The sequence below is a fragment of the Nisaea sp. genome (assembly GCF_017640745.1).
In the GTDB taxonomy this organism is placed as follows: Bacteria; Pseudomonadota; Alphaproteobacteria; order Thalassobaculales; family Thalassobaculaceae; genus Nisaea.
On record NZ_JAEPQA010000001.1, the window covers coordinates 263,991 to 283,123 of the forward strand.

22 protein-coding genes are annotated in these 19,133 nt (G+C 63.7%); 12 read left to right on the plus strand and 10 right to left on the minus strand.

The window, feature by feature from the left end:
- Positions 1 to 435, plus strand: coding sequence for an iron-sulfur cluster assembly scaffold protein (locus JJ959_RS01310; protein WP_292879454.1), 435 nt, complete (start codon positions 1 to 3; stop codon positions 433 to 435).
- Positions 436 to 443: 8 nt separating this feature from the next.
- Here the strand turns inward: JJ959_RS01310 and JJ959_RS01315 are convergent, their stop codons facing one another.
- Complete coding sequence (locus tag JJ959_RS01315) at positions 444 to 881, minus strand: flagellar basal body rod C-terminal domain-containing protein (protein WP_292879455.1); 438 nt, start codon at positions 879 to 881, stop codon at positions 444 to 446.
- An 80-nt stretch (positions 882 to 961) separates the two neighbouring features.
- On the opposite strand from JJ959_RS01315, the gene JJ959_RS01320 reads away from it, so the two are divergent.
- Positions 962 to 1,816 carry a hypothetical protein gene (locus tag JJ959_RS01320; protein ID WP_292879456.1) on the plus strand — a complete coding sequence of 285 codons (855 nt, stop codon included), beginning with the start codon at positions 962 to 964 and terminating at the stop codon, positions 1,814 to 1,816.
- A gap of 8 nt (positions 1,817 to 1,824) precedes the next feature.
- On the opposite strand, the gene JJ959_RS01325 is transcribed toward JJ959_RS01320, so the two are convergent.
- Entirely contained in the window at positions 1,825 to 2,919 is a 1,095-nt protein-coding gene (locus tag JJ959_RS01325) for a putative metalloprotease CJM1_0395 family protein (RefSeq protein WP_292879457.1), read from the minus strand.
- Between the two features lie 217 nt (positions 2,920 to 3,136).
- Between JJ959_RS01325 and JJ959_RS01330 the strand changes: the two genes are divergently transcribed.
- Positions 3,137 to 4,360, plus strand: a complete 1,224-nt coding sequence (locus JJ959_RS01330) for a multidrug effflux MFS transporter (RefSeq protein ID WP_292879458.1) — start codon at positions 3,137 to 3,139, stop codon at positions 4,358 to 4,360.
- Positions 4,353 to 4,937: a pyridoxamine 5'-phosphate oxidase family protein gene (locus JJ959_RS01335; RefSeq protein WP_292879459.1), complete on the plus strand. Its 585-nt coding sequence runs from the start codon at positions 4,353 to 4,355 to the stop codon at positions 4,935 to 4,937. The genes JJ959_RS01330 and JJ959_RS01335 overlap by 8 nt, the downstream gene beginning before the upstream one ends.
- A 12-nt stretch (positions 4,938 to 4,949) precedes the next feature.
- Here JJ959_RS01335 and JJ959_RS01340 read toward each other — a convergent pair whose 3' ends face one another.
- Positions 4,950 to 5,294, minus strand: coding sequence for a DOPA 4,5-dioxygenase family protein (locus JJ959_RS01340; protein WP_292879460.1), 345 nt, complete (start codon positions 5,292 to 5,294; stop codon positions 4,950 to 4,952).
- 36 nt (positions 5,295 to 5,330) lie between these two features.
- Between JJ959_RS01340 and JJ959_RS01345 the strand changes: the two genes are divergently transcribed.
- Positions 5,331 to 6,080: a PAS domain-containing protein gene (locus tag JJ959_RS01345; protein ID WP_292879461.1), complete on the plus strand. Its 750-nt coding sequence runs from the start codon at positions 5,331 to 5,333 to the stop codon at positions 6,078 to 6,080.
- Between the two features lie 5 nt (positions 6,081 to 6,085).
- Here JJ959_RS01345 and JJ959_RS01350 read toward each other — a convergent pair whose 3' ends face one another.
- Entirely contained in the window at positions 6,086 to 7,420 is a 1,335-nt protein-coding gene (locus tag JJ959_RS01350) for a sodium-dependent transporter (protein WP_292879462.1), read from the minus strand.
- Positions 7,420 to 8,331, minus strand: coding sequence for a transcriptional regulator GcvA (locus JJ959_RS01355; RefSeq protein WP_292879463.1), 912 nt, complete (start codon positions 8,329 to 8,331; stop codon positions 7,420 to 7,422). Before JJ959_RS01355 ends, JJ959_RS01350 begins: the two co-directional genes overlap by 1 nt.
- Before the next feature lie 128 nt (positions 8,332 to 8,459).
- Here JJ959_RS01355 and JJ959_RS01360 point away from each other — a divergent pair, with 128 nt between their 5' ends.
- On the plus strand, positions 8,460 to 8,708 hold the full coding sequence (locus JJ959_RS01360; protein ID WP_292879464.1) for a DUF1127 domain-containing protein: 249 nt from the start codon (positions 8,460 to 8,462) through the stop codon (positions 8,706 to 8,708).
- Positions 8,709 to 8,748: 40 nt separating this feature from the next.
- On the opposite strand, the gene paaE is transcribed toward JJ959_RS01360, so the two are convergent.
- The 5 genes from paaE to paaA are packed head-to-tail and all read right to left on the minus strand — an operon-like array spanning position 8,749 to position 12,458.
- The gene (gene paaE, locus JJ959_RS01365) at positions 8,749 to 9,846 is read right to left on the minus strand and encodes a 1,2-phenylacetyl-CoA epoxidase subunit PaaE (protein ID WP_292879465.1); all 1,098 of its coding nucleotides are present in this window, start codon (positions 9,844 to 9,846) and stop codon (positions 8,749 to 8,751) included.
- 13 nt (positions 9,847 to 9,859) lie between these two features.
- The gene (gene paaD / locus JJ959_RS01370) at positions 9,860 to 10,366 is read right to left on the minus strand and encodes a 1,2-phenylacetyl-CoA epoxidase subunit PaaD (protein WP_292879466.1); all 507 of its coding nucleotides are present in this window, start codon (positions 10,364 to 10,366) and stop codon (positions 9,860 to 9,862) included.
- Positions 10,367 to 10,375: 9 nt separating this feature from the next.
- Positions 10,376 to 11,143: a 1,2-phenylacetyl-CoA epoxidase subunit PaaC gene (gene paaC, locus JJ959_RS01375; protein ID WP_292879467.1), complete on the minus strand. Its 768-nt coding sequence runs from the start codon at positions 11,141 to 11,143 to the stop codon at positions 10,376 to 10,378.
- A 24-nt stretch (positions 11,144 to 11,167) separates the two neighbouring features.
- Positions 11,168 to 11,458 carry a 1,2-phenylacetyl-CoA epoxidase subunit PaaB gene (paaB, locus tag JJ959_RS01380; RefSeq protein ID WP_292879468.1) on the minus strand — a complete coding sequence of 97 codons (291 nt, stop codon included), beginning with the start codon at positions 11,456 to 11,458 and terminating at the stop codon, positions 11,168 to 11,170.
- A gap of 19 nt (positions 11,459 to 11,477) precedes the next feature.
- Complete coding sequence (gene paaA, locus JJ959_RS01385) at positions 11,478 to 12,458, minus strand: 1,2-phenylacetyl-CoA epoxidase subunit PaaA (RefSeq protein WP_292879469.1); 981 nt, start codon at positions 12,456 to 12,458, stop codon at positions 11,478 to 11,480.
- Between the two features lie 113 nt (positions 12,459 to 12,571).
- On the opposite strand from paaA, the gene paaI reads away from it, so the two are divergent.
- From paaI to JJ959_RS01415, 6 genes are all read left to right on the plus strand, one after another.
- Complete coding sequence (paaI, locus tag JJ959_RS01390; RefSeq protein ID WP_292879470.1) at positions 12,572 to 13,042, plus strand: hydroxyphenylacetyl-CoA thioesterase PaaI; 471 nt, start codon at positions 12,572 to 12,574, stop codon at positions 13,040 to 13,042.
- Positions 13,039 to 13,989 (plus strand): PaaX family transcriptional regulator C-terminal domain-containing protein, encoded by a 951-nt coding sequence (locus JJ959_RS01395; RefSeq protein WP_292879471.1) that lies wholly within the window; start codon positions 13,039 to 13,041, stop codon positions 13,987 to 13,989. The genes paaI and JJ959_RS01395 overlap by 4 nt, the downstream gene beginning before the upstream one ends.
- Positions 13,990 to 14,194: 205 nt before the next feature.
- Entirely contained in the window at positions 14,195 to 14,392 is a 198-nt protein-coding gene (locus JJ959_RS01400) for a hypothetical protein (RefSeq protein WP_292879472.1), read from the plus strand.
- Between the two features lie 93 nt (positions 14,393 to 14,485).
- Entirely contained in the window at positions 14,486 to 16,576 is a 2,091-nt protein-coding gene (locus tag JJ959_RS01405; protein WP_292879473.1) for a hydantoinase/oxoprolinase family protein, read from the plus strand.
- A 12-nt stretch (positions 16,577 to 16,588) separates the two neighbouring features.
- Entirely contained in the window at positions 16,589 to 18,313 is a 1,725-nt protein-coding gene (locus tag JJ959_RS01410; protein WP_292879474.1) for a hydantoinase B/oxoprolinase family protein, read from the plus strand.
- A 14-nt stretch (positions 18,314 to 18,327) separates the two neighbouring features.
- Positions 18,328 to 19,113, plus strand: a complete 786-nt coding sequence (locus JJ959_RS01415; RefSeq protein ID WP_292879475.1) for an ATP-binding cassette domain-containing protein — start codon at positions 18,328 to 18,330, stop codon at positions 19,111 to 19,113.
- Positions 19,114 to 19,133: the final 20 nt, after the last annotated feature.

Here is a 19,133-nt window from a genome sequence, read left to right on the forward strand (position 1 = left end):
ATGAGCGATGCGCTCTACCAGGCGGAGATCCTGCGGCTGGCAAAGGAAGGCCGCGGCAATCAGCGGCTGGAGGCGCCGGATGCCAGCGCCCGCGTGGACAACCCGCTCTGCGGCGACCGGGTCACGATCGATCTGAAACTGACAGGCGGCAAGATCGCCGCGGTCGGGCATCGTGTTCAGGGGTGCGCGCTCTGCGAGGCCTCGGCCGCTCTGATCCGCGAAAACGCCCCGGGCGCCGGTCTGGACGATCTGGAATCCGTCCGCCGTCACCTGCTTGCCTATCTGGAGGGCAGCGACGACGTCGAGCTCGACTGGAAGGAACTGGAGAGCTTCGCGCCCGTGCGCGATTTCAAGACACGGCATGACTGCGTGCGCCTGCCGTTCGATGCGGCACTGAAAGCACTCAAAGACGCAAAAGCGGAAGTGTCGGATTAGCCCTGATCTCAGGCGAGGATGTCGATCGCTTCCTCAAGCAGATCGTCGCCGGTGCGGATCACTGCCGCATTGGCTTCCAGCTGGCGCTGCGCCCCGATCAGGTTCACGGTCTCGTTCTCGATAGACACGTTCGGGATCGACGAGATGCCGTCCGCGTTCGCGTCTGCCGCGCTCGGATCGTAGATCGGGAATGAGGCAGGATCGACCAGCGTGATCCGGTTACGGACGCCCGCAGGACCAGCGGTGGTCGACTGCACTTCGGTCGGACGGAAGATCCGTTCGCCGTTGGCGTTGGTTTCAGGAATAGGCTGGTCCGGACGCAGCACTTCACCGGCCCGCGCCGCGACACTCCGGATATTCGCCAGATTGTTCGCAGCATTGCCGGTGCGGTTGCCCGCCGACACAATGCCCGAAACGGCGATGTTGAGTGCGCCTGAAATACTCATGCCTATTTCCTACCACAGATTATCTTAAAAAATAGTTTCCTGATCGCCGGTTTGCAAGCCGCGCGGCATCCGCGGGCCGCGTGACGGCTTCCACGCATGCGTGGTATGTGCGAAAAACCAGTTTGCTCCGAACGAAAGGATCGCGCTCGCCAATGGATCGACCGTCCCCTCGCCCGCGCGGCACGCAAGGCCGCCTGCGACCCGCGTTGATCTTCGCAATTGCGCTGGGTGTGCTCGCCACGTTGAGTTCCGGGGCCCGAGCCCAGACGATCCAGTGGTATGTCGAGGTCCTGACCGACCCGATCACCAAGGCGCCGGTTCTCGAAGCGCGCATCCTGACGCGCAAAGGCTACCGCTTTCATTTTCAGAAGCGTGACGACAACTCGCTCTGGGCCGAGTTCCGCATGCCGCGCCACGTTGAAAAGAACATCAGCCGCAAGCGCCTCCCGACCTACTGGATAGACGGCCGCGACCCGGTCAACCTGGAATCGCTGAAAGAGCTTGAGGTCGGCTTCAAGCCGACGCTCTACAATATCGACGAAAAAAGCGTCTATTTCATCATCTGGGGGGCGCTGAAGAAGGGCATTGTCCCGCCGCCGTTGCGCGATTTCATGCTCGGCGACACGTTGCACGTGCGCTATTGGACCGAAACCGGCGAGATGGAGCAGGCGGATATTCCGCTGAAAAGGGCCAACGAGGCCATTGCGCAAATGCTGAACGTGACGCCGCTGAACCGCGCGCCGGAAGTTGCCGAGCAGCGCCGCAGCGAGACCTTCGAAACCGTGGCACGGCATTATCTCGATTTTTGCGACGAACTGAGGTTCGTCGGCAGCGACACGGATTTCGATATCTGCCGGGATCGGTTCGTCACCTGCAGCGAGGCACCGGATCAGTCCGAGGAAAGCTTCAGAGAATGCTTAAACAAAAGCGAATAGCTATCTGATTATACTAAAATATCGAGCGTTGCGCGGCCAACTGAAGGCGTGAAGCTGAATGGCGATTGCCCACTTCCTTCAATGCCGAAACCGCCATCAGAGCGGTTCTGACCCGACTGCTCGATCCCGAATGGTCCTGTCTCGGATTGGCCGCCCAGGTTCGCCGCGACGGAGAACGGCGATCCATTCGATCCCTCGGACGCACCACTCTCCGCTGCAAACGGAGTGACCTCAATGCCTTCCGCAGGCGACGCCGGATCCGCACCGGTGTCCGGCGCAACGGGCGCGTTCACGGCGGAGGCCTCCGACGCGTCTCCGCCCTCGGTCAGTTCCTCGAGTTCTTCGGCGCTTGCCTGCGCCTGTTCAGCGCGCGCCTGCTGTATGCCCTGTGTCGCCTGCGAAGCCACGGCCCGGTCGGCACCGGACGGCTCCGCCGGCGCCAGAGCGGCACGGCGCACCTGTTCCAGCTTGCGGATCGTCGCGTCCGGATCACCCGGTATCGGGCTCGCATCGATCGGCACCTCGCCGCCGACCGCATATTGCCGTCCGTCCGGGCCCGACTGGTAGGTATAGGAAATCGAGCCCGCATATTGGCCGCCAACCGCCTTGTGCGCCTGCTCGTGACGGCGAACCTCGGCATCGCGCTGCTTCAGGTCCTGGACCAGCTCTTCCTCTTCCTGGGTCAGCTCACCCGGCCCGGTCTCTTCCTCTCCTGTTGCGGAAGTCACCGCCTGGGAGCCGCCTGCCGGATCCGACGGCTGAGCGATTCCGGCGCCGGCGTCGGAAGCGGTTCCGCCATCCTTTTCGGCTGTCCCGCCATTCTGTTCCTGGATCGCGGCGATGCTAGGAGGCGCCAGAAGTCCATTTAGGCCAGATGCGAAAAACGGCCCCTCGTCTTCACCTTCTTCGGGCTCGCCATTGCCGAAGGGACGAATGACGGAGGATCCCGACGCTTCACCAAGCGAAGCAACAGAACTCTTCCCGGCGCCCTCTCCGGCAAAGCGATCGAGCGGATTGGCACGGTCATCGCGCTGACCAAAAGCCGCGCCGGCGAACGCGCTGTTCGCCCGGATGATGAGACCTGTTTCGACGCCAGAGACCATTTCTATCCCTAGTTACCGGAAATTCTGTCCGGAGTTCTGGAAACTGGAAAGTAAGTCAACCGGGGCGATCGGTCAATCTCGTGCCGTTCACGAACGAGTGCCGGCCAAATGGCCGCGAGAATTGCATCCTCGTGAAATGAGCTTATTTATTTCGAGCGCCTTTGGACAGACATCGCTCTCCCGCCCGGCGTCGAAAAACAAGAAAAACAGGTGACCCGTGACAGCCAAGCCCAAGGCGCCGCCGATCCTCGTGCTGATCGCCGCGACTGCGACCGGTCCGCTGGCGCTCAATCTCTTCGTCCCCTCGATGCCGGGCCTCGTCGGGCTGTTCGGAACCGATTACGGGACCGTACAGCTTACCTTGACGCTCTATCTCGCCGGCGTAGCCATCGGACAGCTTATCTACGGGCCGATCTCGGACCGGATCGGCCGCCGCCCTACTCTCTTGGCAGGTCTCACTATTTTCGCACTTTCGAGCCTGGCCTGTTCCTTCGCGACCTCTATCGATCTCCTGATCGCGGGCCGGATCTTCCAGGCCCTTGGCGGATGCGCCGGCATGGTGCTCGGACGCGCCATCGTGCGCGACGTCTATGAGCGCGAGGAAGCCGCGCCGGTGATCGCCTATATCACCATGGCGATGGCGGTCGCACCCATGATCGGCCCGGCGATCGGCGGGTTCCTCGACAGCGCGTTCGGCTGGTATGCGGGCTTCTATGTTGTCGCCGCGGTCGGCGGAGCGGTGCTGCTCTATGCCATTCCGTCCCTGCACGAGACCCACCCGCAGCGGGAGAGCAGGATCGACGTCGTGGCACTGCTGCGAAGCTATGGAACGCTGCTCGGCTCGAAAGCCTTCCTCGGCTATACCCTAAATACCTCCTTCTCGATCGGCTGCTTCTTCGCCTTTCTCTCCTCGGCGCCGTACGTGACGATCAACATTCTTGGGCTGGAGCCGCAGGTTTACGGCTTCTTCTTCATCATTGTCTCGCTGTCCTACATGTCCGGCAATTTCACTGCGACTCGCCTGTCGAGGCGTCTGGGGATCGATCGCATGATCCTGCTCGGCTGCAGCGTCTCCCTGCTCGGGGCGCTGACCCTAACGACGGTTTCGACGATGGGCGTGATCAGCGCGACGGCGATCTTCCTGCCCTTCGCGCTTGTCGCATTCGGAAACGGCATGAGCCAGCCGAACGCGATTGCAGGCGCCGTCAGCGTGAACCCCGCCATCGCCGGCGCCGCGTCGGGCCTCATGGGCTTCCTGCAGATGTGCGCCGGCGGCCTTGCCACTGTGGCGGTCGGGTACTTCCAGGACGATACCGGCTACGGAGCACTCGCTTATGCCCTGATGATCGGATCCGGCGGCGCCCTTCTGAGCCTCCTGCTTGCCATCCGCGCGGCAGCCGAGGCGCGGGCCGCAACGCAGGGTGCCACGGCGAATGAGTAGCGCACCGGGACAAATCCCCCCGGCCGCCGACGCTCTGCTGGCGAAAGCACAGGCACTGCTGTCAAATGCGGTTAGCGAACGGGACGCCGCCTTCCGTTATCCGGTTCTGGCAACAGCCGACGATGAGGGCGGCGCCAATGCGCGCATCCTGATCCTGCGCGACTTCGATGCCGAAAGCTGGCGTGTCACGCTCCATACCGACCGGCGTAGCGCGAAAATGTCCGAAATCGCCGCCGGAAATACTGCAAGCCTGGTCTTTTACGACCACATCGCCGCACTTCAGGTTCGCATGAAAGGTACCGGCGAGACAGAGAAGGAAAAATCGGCGCTCAGGAACGTCTGGGAGAACCTCCCCGATGGCACCAAACCGAACTATCGAAGCGCAAAGCCTCCAGGAGCCCTCCTTGAATCTGCCGATGGCAACCCGGTTTCGCTAGGACAAACGGATGGCTTCGAGAATTTCGCCATCATTCGTTTCATCCCCGAAAGCGTCGACATCCTGCAGCTCTCGCCCCAAGGAAACAGCCGCTACCGCTTCAGCCCCCGGACGCGTCTGGGGACGTGGCTGATACCTTAAGCCGAAGCCCCTTCAACGGTCGAAAATACTGAGTTTCAGCTCTTCGGATCTGCCAAGCCAGATGACATGGTCGGTATGGTCACTCAGCTCCTCGCCGGTATCGGCGTGCACGAAAACCGTGAGCCCCTCCCGGTTGAGGGAGAGCCAGGGAATTAGGGATCCGAACATCTCCGGTGCGAAAGCGACCTGATAGCTGAAACACGGGTGCGGACCGACCGGCTTTTCATGAAACCGCCCCATCTCGATATCGAACCGGCGCTCTATCTCATCGCGCAGGCGCCGCGCCGTCTCGGCGGTCCCGGCATCGAAATAGACGTGGGCGTGGTAGCCGCGAATCTCTGAAACGTCTCTTGTCATGGGTCATTCCTCTTCCGCTCCCCGAACCGGAGCGGGATGCCAGACTGGATCAACTCTGCCACCTCCGCCAGCCGACTTTTGGGCTGCACGAAAAAGATGATTTTGACGATCGGCGAAAATGCTGCTCGACTTACCGAAGCATCCAAGCGGAATTGGACCCCGCAGACAGCGGCTTGGCGCCCGGATTTTGCGAATCCGGCAGAAAAGCGCCCGGTTCTTGAGGACGAGCGGATGAGCCATTCCACAGACGCGATCAGGACCGAGCTGAGCTCTCAGGGAAACGAATTCCTCGATTACTGGCTTTCCCTGCGTGCAGGCCGGCTGCTGCCCGACCGGGCTGAGTTCGATCCGGTCCAGGTGAAGCATCTGTTGCCGTTCATCGTGATCCACGAGCTGATCGACCCGGAGATAATCCGGCTCAGGCTTGTTGGCACCGGGGTGGTCAGCCAGTACGGCCAGGAAAGCACCGGGCGGAACTATCTCGATTTCGTCGAACCGGAGCGCCGGGCCAAGGCATCGGAAGCCATCTTCCTCGTCCGCGAGCATCCCGCCGGCATGAGCGTCACCCTCCAGTCATCAACGCATGGCGGCGGCAATTTGCTGCGCCGAACGATTGCCCTTCCGGTGGGAGACGCGAAAGAAGACCGAAAATTCGTCTATTTCTGCAGCACTCGCCATGAGGCGAGCGAACGGCCCCTGACCGAGCCGGCAAAGCTCGCCGTTCAGTCGGTTGCCAACCGGCGCTACTTCGATATAGGCGCCGGGATACCCGAATTTTCGGACTGAGCAGGCTAGAAGTCGCTGAGACCGTTGAACAGAACCAATGCGACGGATACCGGCACGACAATCCGAAGCAGCCAGATCCAGAGCCAACCCAGAGCCCCGTTCAGACCGGCAAAGAGAAAGGCATCGCGCCGCTGCAGGCTCCAGCCGACGAAAAGCGAGATGAAGATCCCGCTCAGGGGGAGAAGAACGGAGGATGCGAGAAGGTCGAACAGCCCGAAGAGATCTTCTCCGGCGATCCGCACCTCCTTCAGCAGGCTGAAGCTCAGTCCCGGAGCCAGGCCCATGCCGAGCACCAGCAAGCCCATCAAGAGCGACGCGGAACGGCGCCGGAGACCGAAACGGTCCATGCAGATGGCAACGGTAACCTCGAGGACGGAGATCATCGACGTCAATCCGGCGGCGGCAAGCAGGAAGAAGAAAGCCGCCGCGAGCACCGTCCCGCCTTCGATCTCGCTGAAAACCCGCGGCAGGGCGACGAAGGCCAGCTCGGGGCCGGAGGAAGGGTCGAGCCCATAGGCAAACACGGCCGGAAAAATGGCCACGCCCGCGAGCACCGCGAACAATGTGTCCCCGGTCACGATATAGAGAGCCGATCTCAGAACCGGCACCTCGGTTCGCATGTAGCTCCCATAGGTAATGAAGATCGCCATGCCGATCCCGATCGAGAAGAACGCCTGGCCAAGCGCCGCAAGATAGACGCTCGGACGGCCGAAGGCTTCGAGATCGACGCGGAACAGATAATCGAGACCGCCAGCGCCGTCCGGCCGTGACAAACCATAGAGCGCGAGACCGGCCAATATTCCGGCGAGCACGGGCATCATCCATCGGTTCAGATGCTCAATTCCGCCTTGAACGCCGCGCGCCACCACGATCATGGCCAGCAGGATAGAGCAGGCCTGCCAGAACAGCGGCCCCGCAACTTGCGCGGTGAAGCCGGAAAAGTACGGGGCAAATCCCGTCGCCTCGGCGTCCCAGAGCGCACCGCTGAGCGCGACGAAGAAATATCGGAAGGTCCAGCCCGCGACGACCGCATAGAAGCTCAGGATCACCGTTCCGGCAATGGCGGCGACCCAGCCCGAATGCCGGAGCGGACTGCGCGGGGCGAGCGCCGGAAAGGCGGAAACCGTATCGAGCCGCGCCGTCCGGCCGACCGCAAGTTCGGCAATCACCAGGGGAAGCCCGATGAGAAGGACGCAAAGGAGATAGACGAGCAGAAATCCGCCGCCGCCATTCTCCCCGGCGACATAGGGAAAGCGCCAGATATTCCCGATGCCCACGGCGGAGCCGATGGTTGCCAGCACGAAGCCAACCTGGGTGGCCCACTGCTCCCGTTCTGCCATCAGCCCGACTCGGCCTGTGAGCCGTCCCGGCGCACCTCGTCGAGCACCCAGTCCCGGAATACGGCAACCTTGTTGGACCGCAGCGCCTCTTCGCGGCAAACGAAATAGTAGGCAAGCAAGGCTGGCGTCTCGGTGCCGAACGGTCGGATAAGCCGGCCTGCGCGCAGATCGTCGGTGACCAGTTGCGAGCGTGCGAGAGCGACCCCCTGCCCTTCGATCGCCGCCTGCAGCACCATATCCATCTGGGTAAAGAAGGCGCCGCGCCGCACGTCGACCCCCTCGACCCCGAAATGCTCCAGGAAATGATCCCAGCTCTCGCCGGCGAAGGAGTTGACGTCATGCAGCAACGGATAATGCTTGAGATCCTCCGGGCGGTGCAGCCCGGGCGGCCGAGCGGCGACCTCCGGACTGCAGACCGGATAGATCCGCTCACTCATGATCTTCTCGACATGCAGGCCCTCATAGTTCCCGTCGCCGAGCCGGAGCGCCACGTCGACGCCATCGGTGACGAAATCCGCCTTGCGATCCTCGGCCGCGATCCGGACATCGATCTCCGGATAGCGCATGCGGAAACGCGAGAGGCGCGGGATCAGCCATTTAACCGCAAAGGAGGGCAGGACGCTGACCGTCAGCGGACGTCCCTCTTCCTGTTCCTTCAGATCGTTCACCGCCGCCAGAAGCCGGGAGAAGGCATCGCGCACTACCGGCGCAAGCCGCGCGCCTTCCGCCGACAATTCGAGCGACCGCGGACGGCGCAGGAAGAGCGAGCAGCCGAGCTCGGTCTCGAGCGCCTTGATCTGCTGGCTGACGGCCGCCGGCGTGACGAACAGCTCAGCTGCCGCGAGCTTGAAACTCATATGCCGGGCCGCCGCTTCGAAGCAGCGCAGGCCATTGAGGGGAAGACGGCTCAACATGGATTAGCCAAACTAACTTATCTCGCAAATTAACTCATTTGCTGAATGGCGAATAATAGCCCAAATACCTGAACATCGACAGACACGAATGAGCGTGTGTGACGTTTTGATTAAGGAGAGCTTTCATGTTTAAGAACCAGACCCTGAATGTTGCTCCTGCCGCCGTCATGACTGCAGGAACCAACGGGACCTTCGCGCTGAAGCGCGCCAAGGGCAGCGTACTGCAGACCCTCGTCGCACTTCTGTTCACCTGGGAAGACCGCATCCGCCAGCGCCAGGCGCTGCGCGAGATGGATGCGCGGGCCCTGGCCGACATGGGGATCACCCCGTCCGATGTCGATTACGAGACGAACAAGCCGTTCTGGGCCGCCTGATCTCTAGCGGAAAGCCGTGCCCCTCGGGGCGCGGCCGCCCCTAGCGGGCATCGAAGTCCAGCACCACGCGGTCGCTCGCGGGGTGCGCCTGACAGGCCAGCACGAATCCCCTCTCAACCTCTTCCTTGGCGAGCGTGTAGTTGAGATCCATCTCCACGCGGCCCTCGATCACTTTTGCCCGACACGTGCAGCACATCCCACCCTTGCACGCGTAGGGCATATCCGGTCGGCCCCCAAGGGCCGCGTCGAGAATGGACATGCCGTCCGGCTCCAGCGTGAAATCGGTGCGCACCCCATCGAAGATCACGGATACCTCGGACCCCGCGGCCGGCACCTCGCCCTCTTTCTTCGCCATCCTGGCCCGGCGCGCGGCGGCGGCTTTCGCCGCCGCGTCGCTGGACGGCGTGAAGAGCTCGAAACAGATCCTCTCCGGATCGACCCCATGCTCCCCGAGCACAGCGCGCACGTCATTGATCATGCCTTCCGGCCCGCAGAGGAAAAACCGGTCGACCGCATGCACGTTCAGCATCGAGCGGAAGAAGGTCTCGCATTTCTCCCGGTCGATCCGTCCGTTCAGCAGCGCCACTTCCTGTGGTTCGCGGCTGAGGATATGGAGCACGCTGAAACGCGCGGGAAACCGGTTCTTCAGGTCGGACAGCAGGTCGCGGAACATGATGTCGCGCACAGTCCGATTGCCGTAGAACAGTGTGAAACGGCTTTCCGGCTCGGCCTCCAGAACGGACTTGGCAATCGAGAGGATCGGCGTGATCCCGCTTCCGGCGGCGAAGGCAACGTATGTATGCGCCGCACCCGGCTCGACCTCGGCAGTGAACCGCCCTTCCGGCAGCATGACCTCAAGGCTATCACCCGCCTTCAGCTCATCATTCGCGAAGCCGGAAAACGCCCCGCCCTCGACGCGCTTGATGGCGACCCTCATCTCACCGTCGCCGAGACCGCTGCAGATCGAATAGGAGCGTCGGACGTCATGCCCGTCGATTTCCCGGCGCAGCGTCAGATACTGTCCCGGCAGATAGGCGAAATCGGCCTTCGCGTCCTCCGGCAGATCGAACGCGATGGAGACGCTGTCCGCGCTTTCCGGGCGAACTTCACGGACGGTCAGAGTGGTGAAGCGTGCCATGACCGCTTTCCTCCTAGATGCATTTGAAATAGTCGAACGGTTCCGCGCAGTCGGTGCAGCGGTAGAGCGCCTTGCAGGCCGTCGAGCCGAACTGGCTGAGGATCTCCGTGTTCTCCGACCCGCAGCGCGGACAGGCGACAACCGGGTCGATCCCCAGGAGGGATTGCTTGGAGGTCGAAACCTCGGCCGGCGGCGCGATGCCGATCCCCTTCAGCTTTTCCCGGCCGGCCTCGCTCAGCCAGTCGGTGGTCCAGGCCGGCGAGAGCACGGTCTTCACCTCGACATGCTCGAATCCTGCCTTCAGCACCGCGTCGCGCACCATCATCTCGATGTAGGACATGGCCGGGCAACCGGAGTAAGTCGGCGTGATGGTCACCTTGGCGGCGGCGCCGTCGACTTCGATCTCCCGGATCACGCCGAGATCGACGACGGACAGCACGGGAATCTCAGGATCCGAGACCTCCTCGAGCGCGGCCCAGAGCCGGGATTCTTCAGCGGAAGCGGCAGCGTGTGGTTGCATCACCCGCCCCTACCATTGCGCATCCGGATAGGCGCGCGGCAGGAACTGCATCTCGGCCAGCAGGAAGCCCAGATGCTCGGAATGAATCCCCTTCTTGCCGCCGCCGATCGACCAGTTCGCATCCGGAACCGTCAGCGTCGCCTCGGCGAGCACGGCGCCGACCGCCTGCTTCCAGTTCTCCTCGAAATCGCCCGGGTCCGGGGCGATACCCGCCTGCATCATCATCTCGTCGATGGCGTCGCCCTCGAAAAGCTCGCGGGTATAGCCCCAGAGCGCATCGAGCGCGGCCTGGGCCCGTGCGTGGCTCTCTTCCGTGCCGTCGCCAAGCCGGATCACCCACTGGCCGCTGTGACGGCGGTGGTAGAGCGCTTCCTTCAGCGCCTTGGACGCGATGCCGGCGATCTCCTGATTGGCGGACTTGCTCAGCGCCTGAAGCAGCTCGACATGGAAGCAGTCGAACAGGAACTGGCGGACGATGGTGTGGGCAAAATCGCCGTTCGGCTGCTCGACCAGCAGAAAATTCCGCCAGTCCAGCACATCGCGCTTGAAGGCGAGCGCGTCGGCGTCGCGCGCACCGCCTTCCACCGTCGCCGCGAATTCGAGCCAGAGCGTCGACTGGCCGACCAGGTCGAGGGCGATGTTGGAGAGCGCGATATCCTCTTCCAGCACCGGCCCTTTGCCGCACCATTCGGAGAGGCGGTGGCCGAGGATCAGGGCATTGTCGCCAAGCCGGAGCAGATACTCGAAGAGGGCTTCGCGCTGCGCTTCAACGGTCATGGATCAGACTCCAGAAGGAACCGGTCAGAGGCATTCGACCTCGTCCGGCACTTCGTAAAAGGTCGGGTGGCGGTAGATTTTCGAATCCGCCGGATCGAACAGGCTCTCCTTATCCGCCGGCGCCGAGGCGACGATGTCGGTGGACTGCACCACCCAGATGCTCTCGCCCTCGCGCCGCCGCGTATAGACGTCGCGGGCATGTTGCAGCGCCATCTCGGCATCGCTCGCATGGAGCGAGCCGACATGCTTGTGGCTGAGCCCCTCGCGGGCCCGGATGAAGACTTCCCAGAGCGGCCAGTCGTGCCCTGCGGTCATTGCCTCTCTCCCAAAAGAATTATTCCGCGGCGATCTTCGCTGCCTGCTTGCGCAGACGCTGCTTCTCGCCGTATGCGGCCGCCGCCTCGCGGACCCAGGCACCGTCCTCGTGCGCCTTTACGCGCGCGGTCATGCGTTCCTTGTTGCAGGGCCCGTCGCCGGAGACGACGCGCTTCAGTTCCGCCCAGTCGATCGCGCCGAAATCGTAGTGGCCTCGTTCCTCGTTCCACTTCAGATCGGGGTCCGGCATCTTCAGGCCGAGATAGTCGGCCTGCGGTACCGTCATGTCGATGAACTGCTGGCGCAGATCGTCGTTCGAGACCCGCTTGATCTTCCATTGCATCGATTGAGAAGAATGCGCCGACTCCCGGTCGCTCGGCCCGAACATCATCAGCGACGGCCACCACCAGCGGTCCAGCGCACTCTGCGCCATCCGCTTCTGGTCCTTGGTGCCGAAGGCCATCGACATCATGATTTCGTAGCCTTGGCGCTGGTGGAAGCTCTCCTCCCGGCAGATCCGCTCCATGGCACGGGCATAGGGCCCGTAGGAGCAGCGGCAGAGCGCGATCTGGTTGATGATCGCCGCCCCGTCGACCAGCCAGCCGATGGCACCGATATCGGCCCAGGACAGCACCGGGTAATTGAAGATGTTGGAATATTTGGCGCGCCCCTCGTGCAGGGCATCGATCATTTCCGCGCGGCTGGTCCCGAGCGTCTCGGCGGCACTGTAGAGATAGAGACCGTGCCCGCCCTCGTCCTGGATCTTGGCCAGCAGCTGGACCTTCCGGCGCAGCGACGGCGCCCGCGTCACCCAGCACCCTTCCGGCAGCATCCCGACAATTTCGGAATGGGCATGTTGGGAGATCTGACGAACCAGCGTCTTGCGATAGCCCTCCGGCATCCAGTCGCGCGGCTCGATCTTGATTTCGCGATCGACCTTGGACTGGAAGCGGGCGGCCTCGTCGGCTTCCGAAGCGTTACCCGTAATCTGGCTTTGCACCATTGCGTTTCCTCGCTTAACTCGGACGTTGCCGAACAGCATTCTTTAAATGATACAAAACAATTCCTTCGTCCAGAAAAATTTGTATCATATTGACCGAAAGGCAGGAAATCATGAAAGACCGGCACCCCGTCGCATCCGCCCCGGAAAGCGCCCAGAAAACGGCGCAGAGCGTGGCGGATTGGATGTATGAGAACGATCCCGCGACGCGTGGCTTCGGCATGAGTGTCGAACAGGTCGGTCCGGGCTTTGCCCGGCTTCGGATGACGGTACGTCCCGAGATGCTGAACGGCCACAAGACCTGCCACGGCGGAATGATCTTCACTCTCGCCGACAGCGCGTTCGCCTTCGCCTGCAATTCGGCAAACGCCCTCACGGTGGCGCAGAGCTGCGACATCGACTTCGTCAATCCGGCCCGCGAGGGCGACGAATTGATCGCCACCTGCGAGGAACGGTTCCACCGGGGCCGCTCCGGGATCTACGACACGGTGGTCACGCTTGCGGACGGAACCGTCGTCGCGCATTTCCGCGGACGCTCGCGCACGGTCGGCGGCGAACTGGTCGCAACCGGGACGTCTGCATGAGCATTGCGGCCGAAAATGTGCCGTCCCCCACCCTCGTCCAGTCTCTGCTCGAGGACCTGAAGCCGCGCGCAAAGTCGCTCATCGTCACGGTATTCGGCGATGCCATCCTGCCCCATGGGGGTGAAGCCTGGCTCGGCGACCTGATCCGGCTCATGGAGGTCTTCGAGATCGGCGAGCGATTGGTCCGCACCTCGGTCTTCCGCCTGACGCAGGACGGCGTGCTGGCCCCGCGGCAGGTCGGGCGCCGCAGCATCTACGCGCTGACGGCAGGCGGCCGCCGGCAATTCGATGCAGCCCAGCGCAAGATCTACGCACCGCTCGGCGAACGGCAGGAGCCGGAAAGCGACAGTCCGTGGACCATCGCACTACTGAGTGGCGCGGTCGATGCCACCGCGCGTGAAACCCTGCGACAGGAGCTGGGGTGGGCCGGGTTCGGAGCGCTCGGCACGCACGTCCTCATCGGCGCCGGCAACGATCTGAAACGGGCGAAGCAGACCGTCTCCGCCCTCGGTCTCGATCGGCGTGTCGCCCTCTTCGAGGCCACGTCCGGCAGTGCCGCGGACAGCCTGCGCGCCCTTTGCCACGATGCCTGGAATCTCGACGAGACCGACCGCCAGTACCTCGCCTTCATCAAGCGCTTCACGCCCCTGGAGGAACAGCTTTACGCCCGGGATGTCCTGCCGTCGCCCGAGGGAGCATTTGCGCTCAGGACCCTGATGATCCATGCCTATCGCCGCACGCTGCTGAAAGACCCCGGACTCCCGCCCGCGCTGATGCCGGACAATTGGAGCGGCCGGACGGCGCGACAATTGGCGGCACGGATCTATGCCAAGCTGCAATACAGCGCTCAGGACTTTATCGAGGCTTCGATCGAGGGAACCGACGGCCCCCTTCCCGCGGCCACTCCGCAATTTTCCGCACGCTTCATACGGATAATTCCGGACTGACCATCCTCGGCCCGGGCGGCCTAGTCGGCTCCGAGCGCAAATAATCCCGCCGGCTCAATTGGATATTCCCAGCGCAGGGCTGCATGGAAAAACCACACTCGCCTTCCGCCGTGCCGGGATGATTAAATGGCTTTCCCGGTGCGGCATCCGCCTGCCACCGATGCGTTTGAAGTCCATCCCGGCAACCCGTTCTGGATTCGAAGTCATGATCGAGATCTATATCGAGTGTTGGGCAAGCCCCGAGGGAGTCCGTTACCCTTGGTCCATCTGGAAAGATGGGCGTCAGATGGACTCCTCCCATGCGACAGCGCTTTACGAAGACCCCGATCAAGCGGAGGCCGCGGCGCGAGAATACTGCGCGGATGTGCTGAAAGCGTCGCCAGATAATGTGGTTCGCCTGTGATCCCCTCACAAACGTTGACGCTCGCGAAATGATAGGTTCAAGTGGTTCCGGTTTCGCTCCGAGACCGCATTCTGCACAAAAGATTGATTAGATATGTCCGAGACCAGCAAGCGTGGCCGCCTCGCGGTTGATGTTGGCGGCACCTTTACCGATGTCGCCCTCGAATTCGGTGCCAAGCGGTTTACCGCAAAAGTGCTGACGACGCCGTCGATGCCCGAACGCGGCGTGATGAGCGGCATCGAAAAGGCCCTCGAGGTCGCGAATGCCACTCCGGCCGATATCGGGCTGCTGATCCACGGCACCACGCTCGCGACCAACGCGCTGATCGAGCGCAAGGGCGCGAAGACAGCCCTGATCACCACCGAAGGCCTCCGGGACTCGGTCGAGATGGCGTTCGAAAACCGTTTCGAGCAATATGACATCAACATCGACCGGCCGGATCCGCTGGTCCCGCGCAACCTCCGCTGGCCGGTGCGCGAACGGCTTAACTTCAGGGGCGAGGTCATGATCCCGCTCGACGAGAGCAGCGTCGAGGCCCTGGTACCGCTGATCGACAAGCATGGGATCGGCTCGATCGCCGTCGGCCTGATCCATTCCTACGCCAACGGAGCCCACGAGCAGCGCGTCGGCGAGATCCTGAGCAAGGCGCGGCCGGATCTCAGCATCACCCTGTCCAGCGAGGTCTGCCCGGAGATCCGCGAATACGAGCGCCAGTCGACCGCCTCGGCGAACGCCTATGTCCGGCCAATCATGTCGCGCTATCTCGGCATCCTGCGCGAGGACCTGAAGAAGCGCGGCTTCGACTGCCCGGTCCTGCTGATGACTTCCGGCGGCGGTCTGACCACGCTCGACACCGCGATGCGCTTCCCGATCCGCCTGGTTGAGTCCGGCCCGGCCGGCGGCGCCATCCTGGCGAGCGAGATCGCCCGCGAGTGCGACCTCTCCAGCGTCGTCTCCTACGACATGGGCGGCACCACGGCGAAGATCTGCCTGCTGGACGACTTCCTTCCGCAGACCACGCGCACTTTCGAGGTTGCGCGCGTCTACCGCAACATGAAGGGAAGCGGCTGGCCGGTGCGCATTCCGGCCATCGAGATGGTCGAGATCGGCGCCGGCGGCGGGTCGCTCGCCAAGATCGACAAGCTCGGCCGCATCGCGGTCGGTCCGGAGAGCGCCGGCGCCGATCCGGGCCCGGCCTGCTATGACCAGGGCGGCACCCAGCCGGCCGTGACCGACGCCGACGTGGTGCTCGGCAAGATCGATCCGGAAAGCTTCGCGGGCGGCTCCGTGACGCTTGACACCTCCAAGGCCGAAGGGGCCCTGAAGAGTGAGATCGGCGAGAAGATGGGTCTGACACCCGCCCTCTCCGCCTTCGGCGTCTGCGAGATCGTCGACGAGAACATGGCGAACGCGGCCCGCGTCCATGCCATCGAGTGGGGCAAGGACATCGCCGCCCGCGCGATGATCGCCTTCGGCGGCGCCGCGCCGCTGCACGCAGCCCGGCTCGCCGAGAAGCTCGACATTCCGACCATCGTGGTGCCGACCGGCGCCGGCGTCGGCTCCGCCATCGGCTTTCTGCGCGCGCCGATCTCCTACGAGGTCGTCCGCTCGCGCTACATGAAGCTCTCCGCATTCGACGCCGGGGCGGCGAATGCCCTGCTCGGCGAAATGGCGGACGAGGCCCGCGCCATCGTGGAAAGCGGCGCAGGTGGGGCCAAACTCACCGAAAGCCGCACCGCCTTCATGCGCTATGTCGGACAGGGCCACGAGATCGCCGTGCAGCTTCCGGCCGGCGCACTGAACGCAGGCCATGCCGACGAGATCCGCGCGGCCTTCGAGACCGAATACAAGCGCCTTTACGGACGCATCATCCCGGGACCGGAACCCGAGATCCTGAGCTGGACCCTCAACATGACGGCGCCGAGCCCGGAGATCGAGACCGAACTGGTGGCGCCGAAAGGTGGCGCCGCGAGCCCGACGGGCAGCCGCAGGCTCTTCGACCCGGCGACAGGCGACTATGTCGATGCGGCGATCTACTGGCGCGACGACCTGCCGGTCGGAGCCAAGGTCGCCGGCCCGGCCCTCATCTCCGAGACACAGACCACGACGGTGGTCACCTCCGTGTTCGACGCGACGGTGAACGAACTCGGCTATCTCGTCATGACCCGCAAGAAATCGGCCTGAGGGAGAAGACACATGAGCACAACCTCCGCCCTCGACCAGATCCGCATGCAGATCCAGTGGAACCGCCTGCTCTCCGTCGTGGAGGAACAGGCCCAGACCCTGATCCGCACCGCCTTCAGCACGTCCGCCCGAGAAGCCGGCGACATCTCCGCCGGCGTCTATGACACGCGCGGGCGCATGCTGGCCCAGGCCGTGACCGGCACTCCTGGCCACGTCAACGCGATGGCTGCCTCGGTCGGCTTCTTCCTCGAGAAATATCCGCTCGCGAAAATGAAGCCCGGCGACGTGTTCGTCACCAACGACCCCTGGCTCGGCACCGGTCACCTGAACGACTTCACCGTCGTCACGCCGACCTTCCGCGGCAACGAGATCGTCGCCCTCTTCGCCTGCACCACCCACGTGGTCGATGTCGGCGGCAAAGGCTTCGGCCCGGACGGACGGCAGATCTACGAGGAAGGCATCAACATTCCCATCATGCGGCTCGCGGAGAACGGCGAGTTTTGCGAGCCCGTACTGGAGATCATCCGCACCAACGTGCGCAATCCGATCGAGGTGGAAGGCGATCTCTACTCGCTCGCGGCCTGCAACGATGTCGGCGGCCAGCGCCTGCTCGACATGATGAAGGAATTCGGCCTCGACGATCTCGGACCGCTCGCCGACTACGTTATCGAGAGCGCCCGTGCCGGCATGGCGGCGGAGATCCGCGAACTGCCGAACGGCACCTATCACAATTCCATGCGGATCGACGGCTACGAGCGCCCCATCGACCTGGTCGCGGCGCTGACCATCCGCGACGAGGAGATCGCGGTCGATTTCTCCGGCACCTCCGGCGTCTCGACTTACGGCATCAACGTGCCGCTCACCTATACCCAGGCCTATGCCAGCTTCGGCGTGCGCTGCGTCATCGGCGGGGCGGTACCGAACAATGCGGGCTCCCTCGCCCCGGTCATCATCACAGCGCCGAAGGGCAGCATCCTCAACGCGCCGCATCCCTGCGCCGTCACCGCGCGTCACGTGATCGGCCAGATGCTTCCCGACGTCGTGCTCGGCTGCCTCAATCAGGTCATCCCGGACCGGGTGCCGGCGGAAGGCACCTCCTGCCTCTGGAACCCTGTACTGCTCGGCGGTCACGGCTTGACGGACGAGGATTACGGCGACGCGACACCCTTCGCGATCAACACCTTCCATGCCGGCGGCACAGGTGCGCGACCGGATAAGGACGGGCTGAACGCCACCGCCTTCCCGTCAGGCGTCCGCAATACCCCGATCGAGGTCAACGAGACCATCGCCCCGCTGGTGATCTGGCGGAAGGAGTACCGTCCCGACAGCGGCGGCGCCGGCAAGTTCCGCGGCGGCGTCGGCCAGGTGATGGAAATCTCCCATTCCGAGGACGCGCCCTTCGCCATCAACTGCATGTTCGACCGTGTGACCTATCCCGCCCGCGGCCGTAACGGCGGCGGCAACGGCGAGGCCGGGATCATCGAGCGCAAGGTGAAGGGCGACCGGCTGAACGCCAAGGGACGGCAGCCAATCGGCAAGGGCGACCGTCTCGTCGTCTCGATGCCCGGCGGTGGCGGCCTCGGCAATGCGTTCGAACGCGATCCGGCAGAGGTCGCGCGCGACGTCGTGCTCGGATTTGTCTCTCCCGATGCCGCCCGCTCGGTCTATGGTGTCGCCGTCGACGAGGACGGGCGCATCGACGAAGACCGGACACGGGACCTTCGCGCCGCCCGCTGAGGGGAGCAGCAGGAATGGCGTCTGGCGCCGCAAAGGCGATCGAGATCGAGGGGCTCGCGAAGAGTTTCGGCGACAAGGAGGTCTTGCGCTCGATCTCTCTGACCGTACCCGCAGGCGAATCCACTGTGCTGATCGGGCCGTCGGCCACCGGCAAGTCGGTGCTGCTGAAATGCCTCCTCGGTCTCATCCCCATCGACCGCGGCAGCATGAAGTACGACGGTGAGGAACTGCACGGGCTCGACGCGGACGGATGGAACGATTTCCAGGCGCGCGCCGGCATGCTGTTTCAGCAGAACGCCCTCTTCGACAGCCTGCGCATCTGGGAGAACGTCGCCTTCCGGCTGCTGAATCACGAGAAAGTTCCCCGCAAGGAGGCCCGCCAGCGCGCCCTTCGCCGTATGGCCGAGGTCGGCCTCGGCGAAGAGATGGCCGACCTCTACCCGGTCGAGCTCTCCGGCGGCATGCAGAAGCGTGTCGGCGTCGCGCGGGCGATGATCGGCGATCCGGAGCTCTTGATCCTCGACGATCCCACCGCGGGCCTCGATCCGATTCTGACCAACTCGATTCTCTCCCTGATCGAGCGGGAGACCGCCGGCAAGGACACCACGGTTCTGGTCGTCACCGGCGACATGAAAGCCGCGCGCAGCCGGTTCGACAATGTCGCCATGCTGTTCGACGGCGAAATCAAATGGGCAGGCCGGCGCGAGGACGTCGCACATGCGGGCGACCCTTATCTCGAACAGATGATCAATGGCCGCGCCCGCGGCCCGATCAAGATGCGCCTCGCCGCACGCGACTGAAGCTCCCTGCAATCGAATTG

Bases quoted from the DNA above. Each gene is read 5' to 3' on its own strand.
- JJ959_RS01310 (WP_292879454.1), top strand. From the start codon at position 1: ATGAGCGATGCGCTCTACCAGGCGGAGATCCTGCGGCTGGCAAAGGAA.
- JJ959_RS01315 (WP_292879455.1), bottom strand. From the start codon at position 881: ATGAGTATTTCAGGCGCACTCAACATCGCCGTTTCGGGCATTGTGTCG.
- JJ959_RS01325 (WP_292879457.1), bottom strand. From the start codon at position 2,919: ATGGTCTCTGGCGTCGAAACAGGTCTCATCATCCGGGCGAACAGCGCG.
- JJ959_RS01335 (WP_292879459.1), top strand. From the start codon at position 4,353: ATGAGTAGCGCACCGGGACAAATCCCCCCGGCCGCCGACGCTCTGCTG.
- JJ959_RS01340 (WP_292879460.1), bottom strand. From the start codon at position 5,294: ATGACAAGAGACGTTTCAGAGATTCGCGGCTACCACGCCCACGTCTAT.
- JJ959_RS01345 (WP_292879461.1), top strand. From the start codon at position 5,331: ATGCCAGACTGGATCAACTCTGCCACCTCCGCCAGCCGACTTTTGGGC.
- JJ959_RS01350 (WP_292879462.1), bottom strand. From the start codon at position 7,420: ATGGCAGAACGGGAGCAGTGGGCCACCCAGGTTGGCTTCGTGCTGGCA.
- JJ959_RS01360 (WP_292879464.1), top strand. From the start codon at position 8,460: ATGTTTAAGAACCAGACCCTGAATGTTGCTCCTGCCGCCGTCATGACT.
- paaE (WP_292879465.1), bottom strand. From the start codon at position 9,846: ATGGCACGCTTCACCACTCTGACCGTCCGTGAAGTTCGCCCGGAAAGC.
- paaD (WP_292879466.1), bottom strand. From the start codon at position 10,366: ATGCAACCACACGCTGCCGCTTCCGCTGAAGAATCCCGGCTCTGGGCC.
- paaC (WP_292879467.1), bottom strand. From the start codon at position 11,143: ATGACCGTTGAAGCGCAGCGCGAAGCCCTCTTCGAGTATCTGCTCCGG.
- paaB (WP_292879468.1), bottom strand. From the start codon at position 11,458: ATGACCGCAGGGCACGACTGGCCGCTCTGGGAAGTCTTCATCCGGGCC.
- paaI (WP_292879470.1), top strand. From the start codon at position 12,572: ATGAAAGACCGGCACCCCGTCGCATCCGCCCCGGAAAGCGCCCAGAAA.
- JJ959_RS01395 (WP_292879471.1), top strand. From the start codon at position 13,039: ATGAGCATTGCGGCCGAAAATGTGCCGTCCCCCACCCTCGTCCAGTCT.
- JJ959_RS01400 (WP_292879472.1), top strand. From the start codon at position 14,195: ATGATCGAGATCTATATCGAGTGTTGGGCAAGCCCCGAGGGAGTCCGT.
- JJ959_RS01405 (WP_292879473.1), top strand. From the start codon at position 14,486: ATGTCCGAGACCAGCAAGCGTGGCCGCCTCGCGGTTGATGTTGGCGGC.
- JJ959_RS01410 (WP_292879474.1), top strand. From the start codon at position 16,589: ATGAGCACAACCTCCGCCCTCGACCAGATCCGCATGCAGATCCAGTGG.
- JJ959_RS01415 (WP_292879475.1), top strand. From the start codon at position 18,328: ATGGCGTCTGGCGCCGCAAAGGCGATCGAGATCGAGGGGCTCGCGAAG.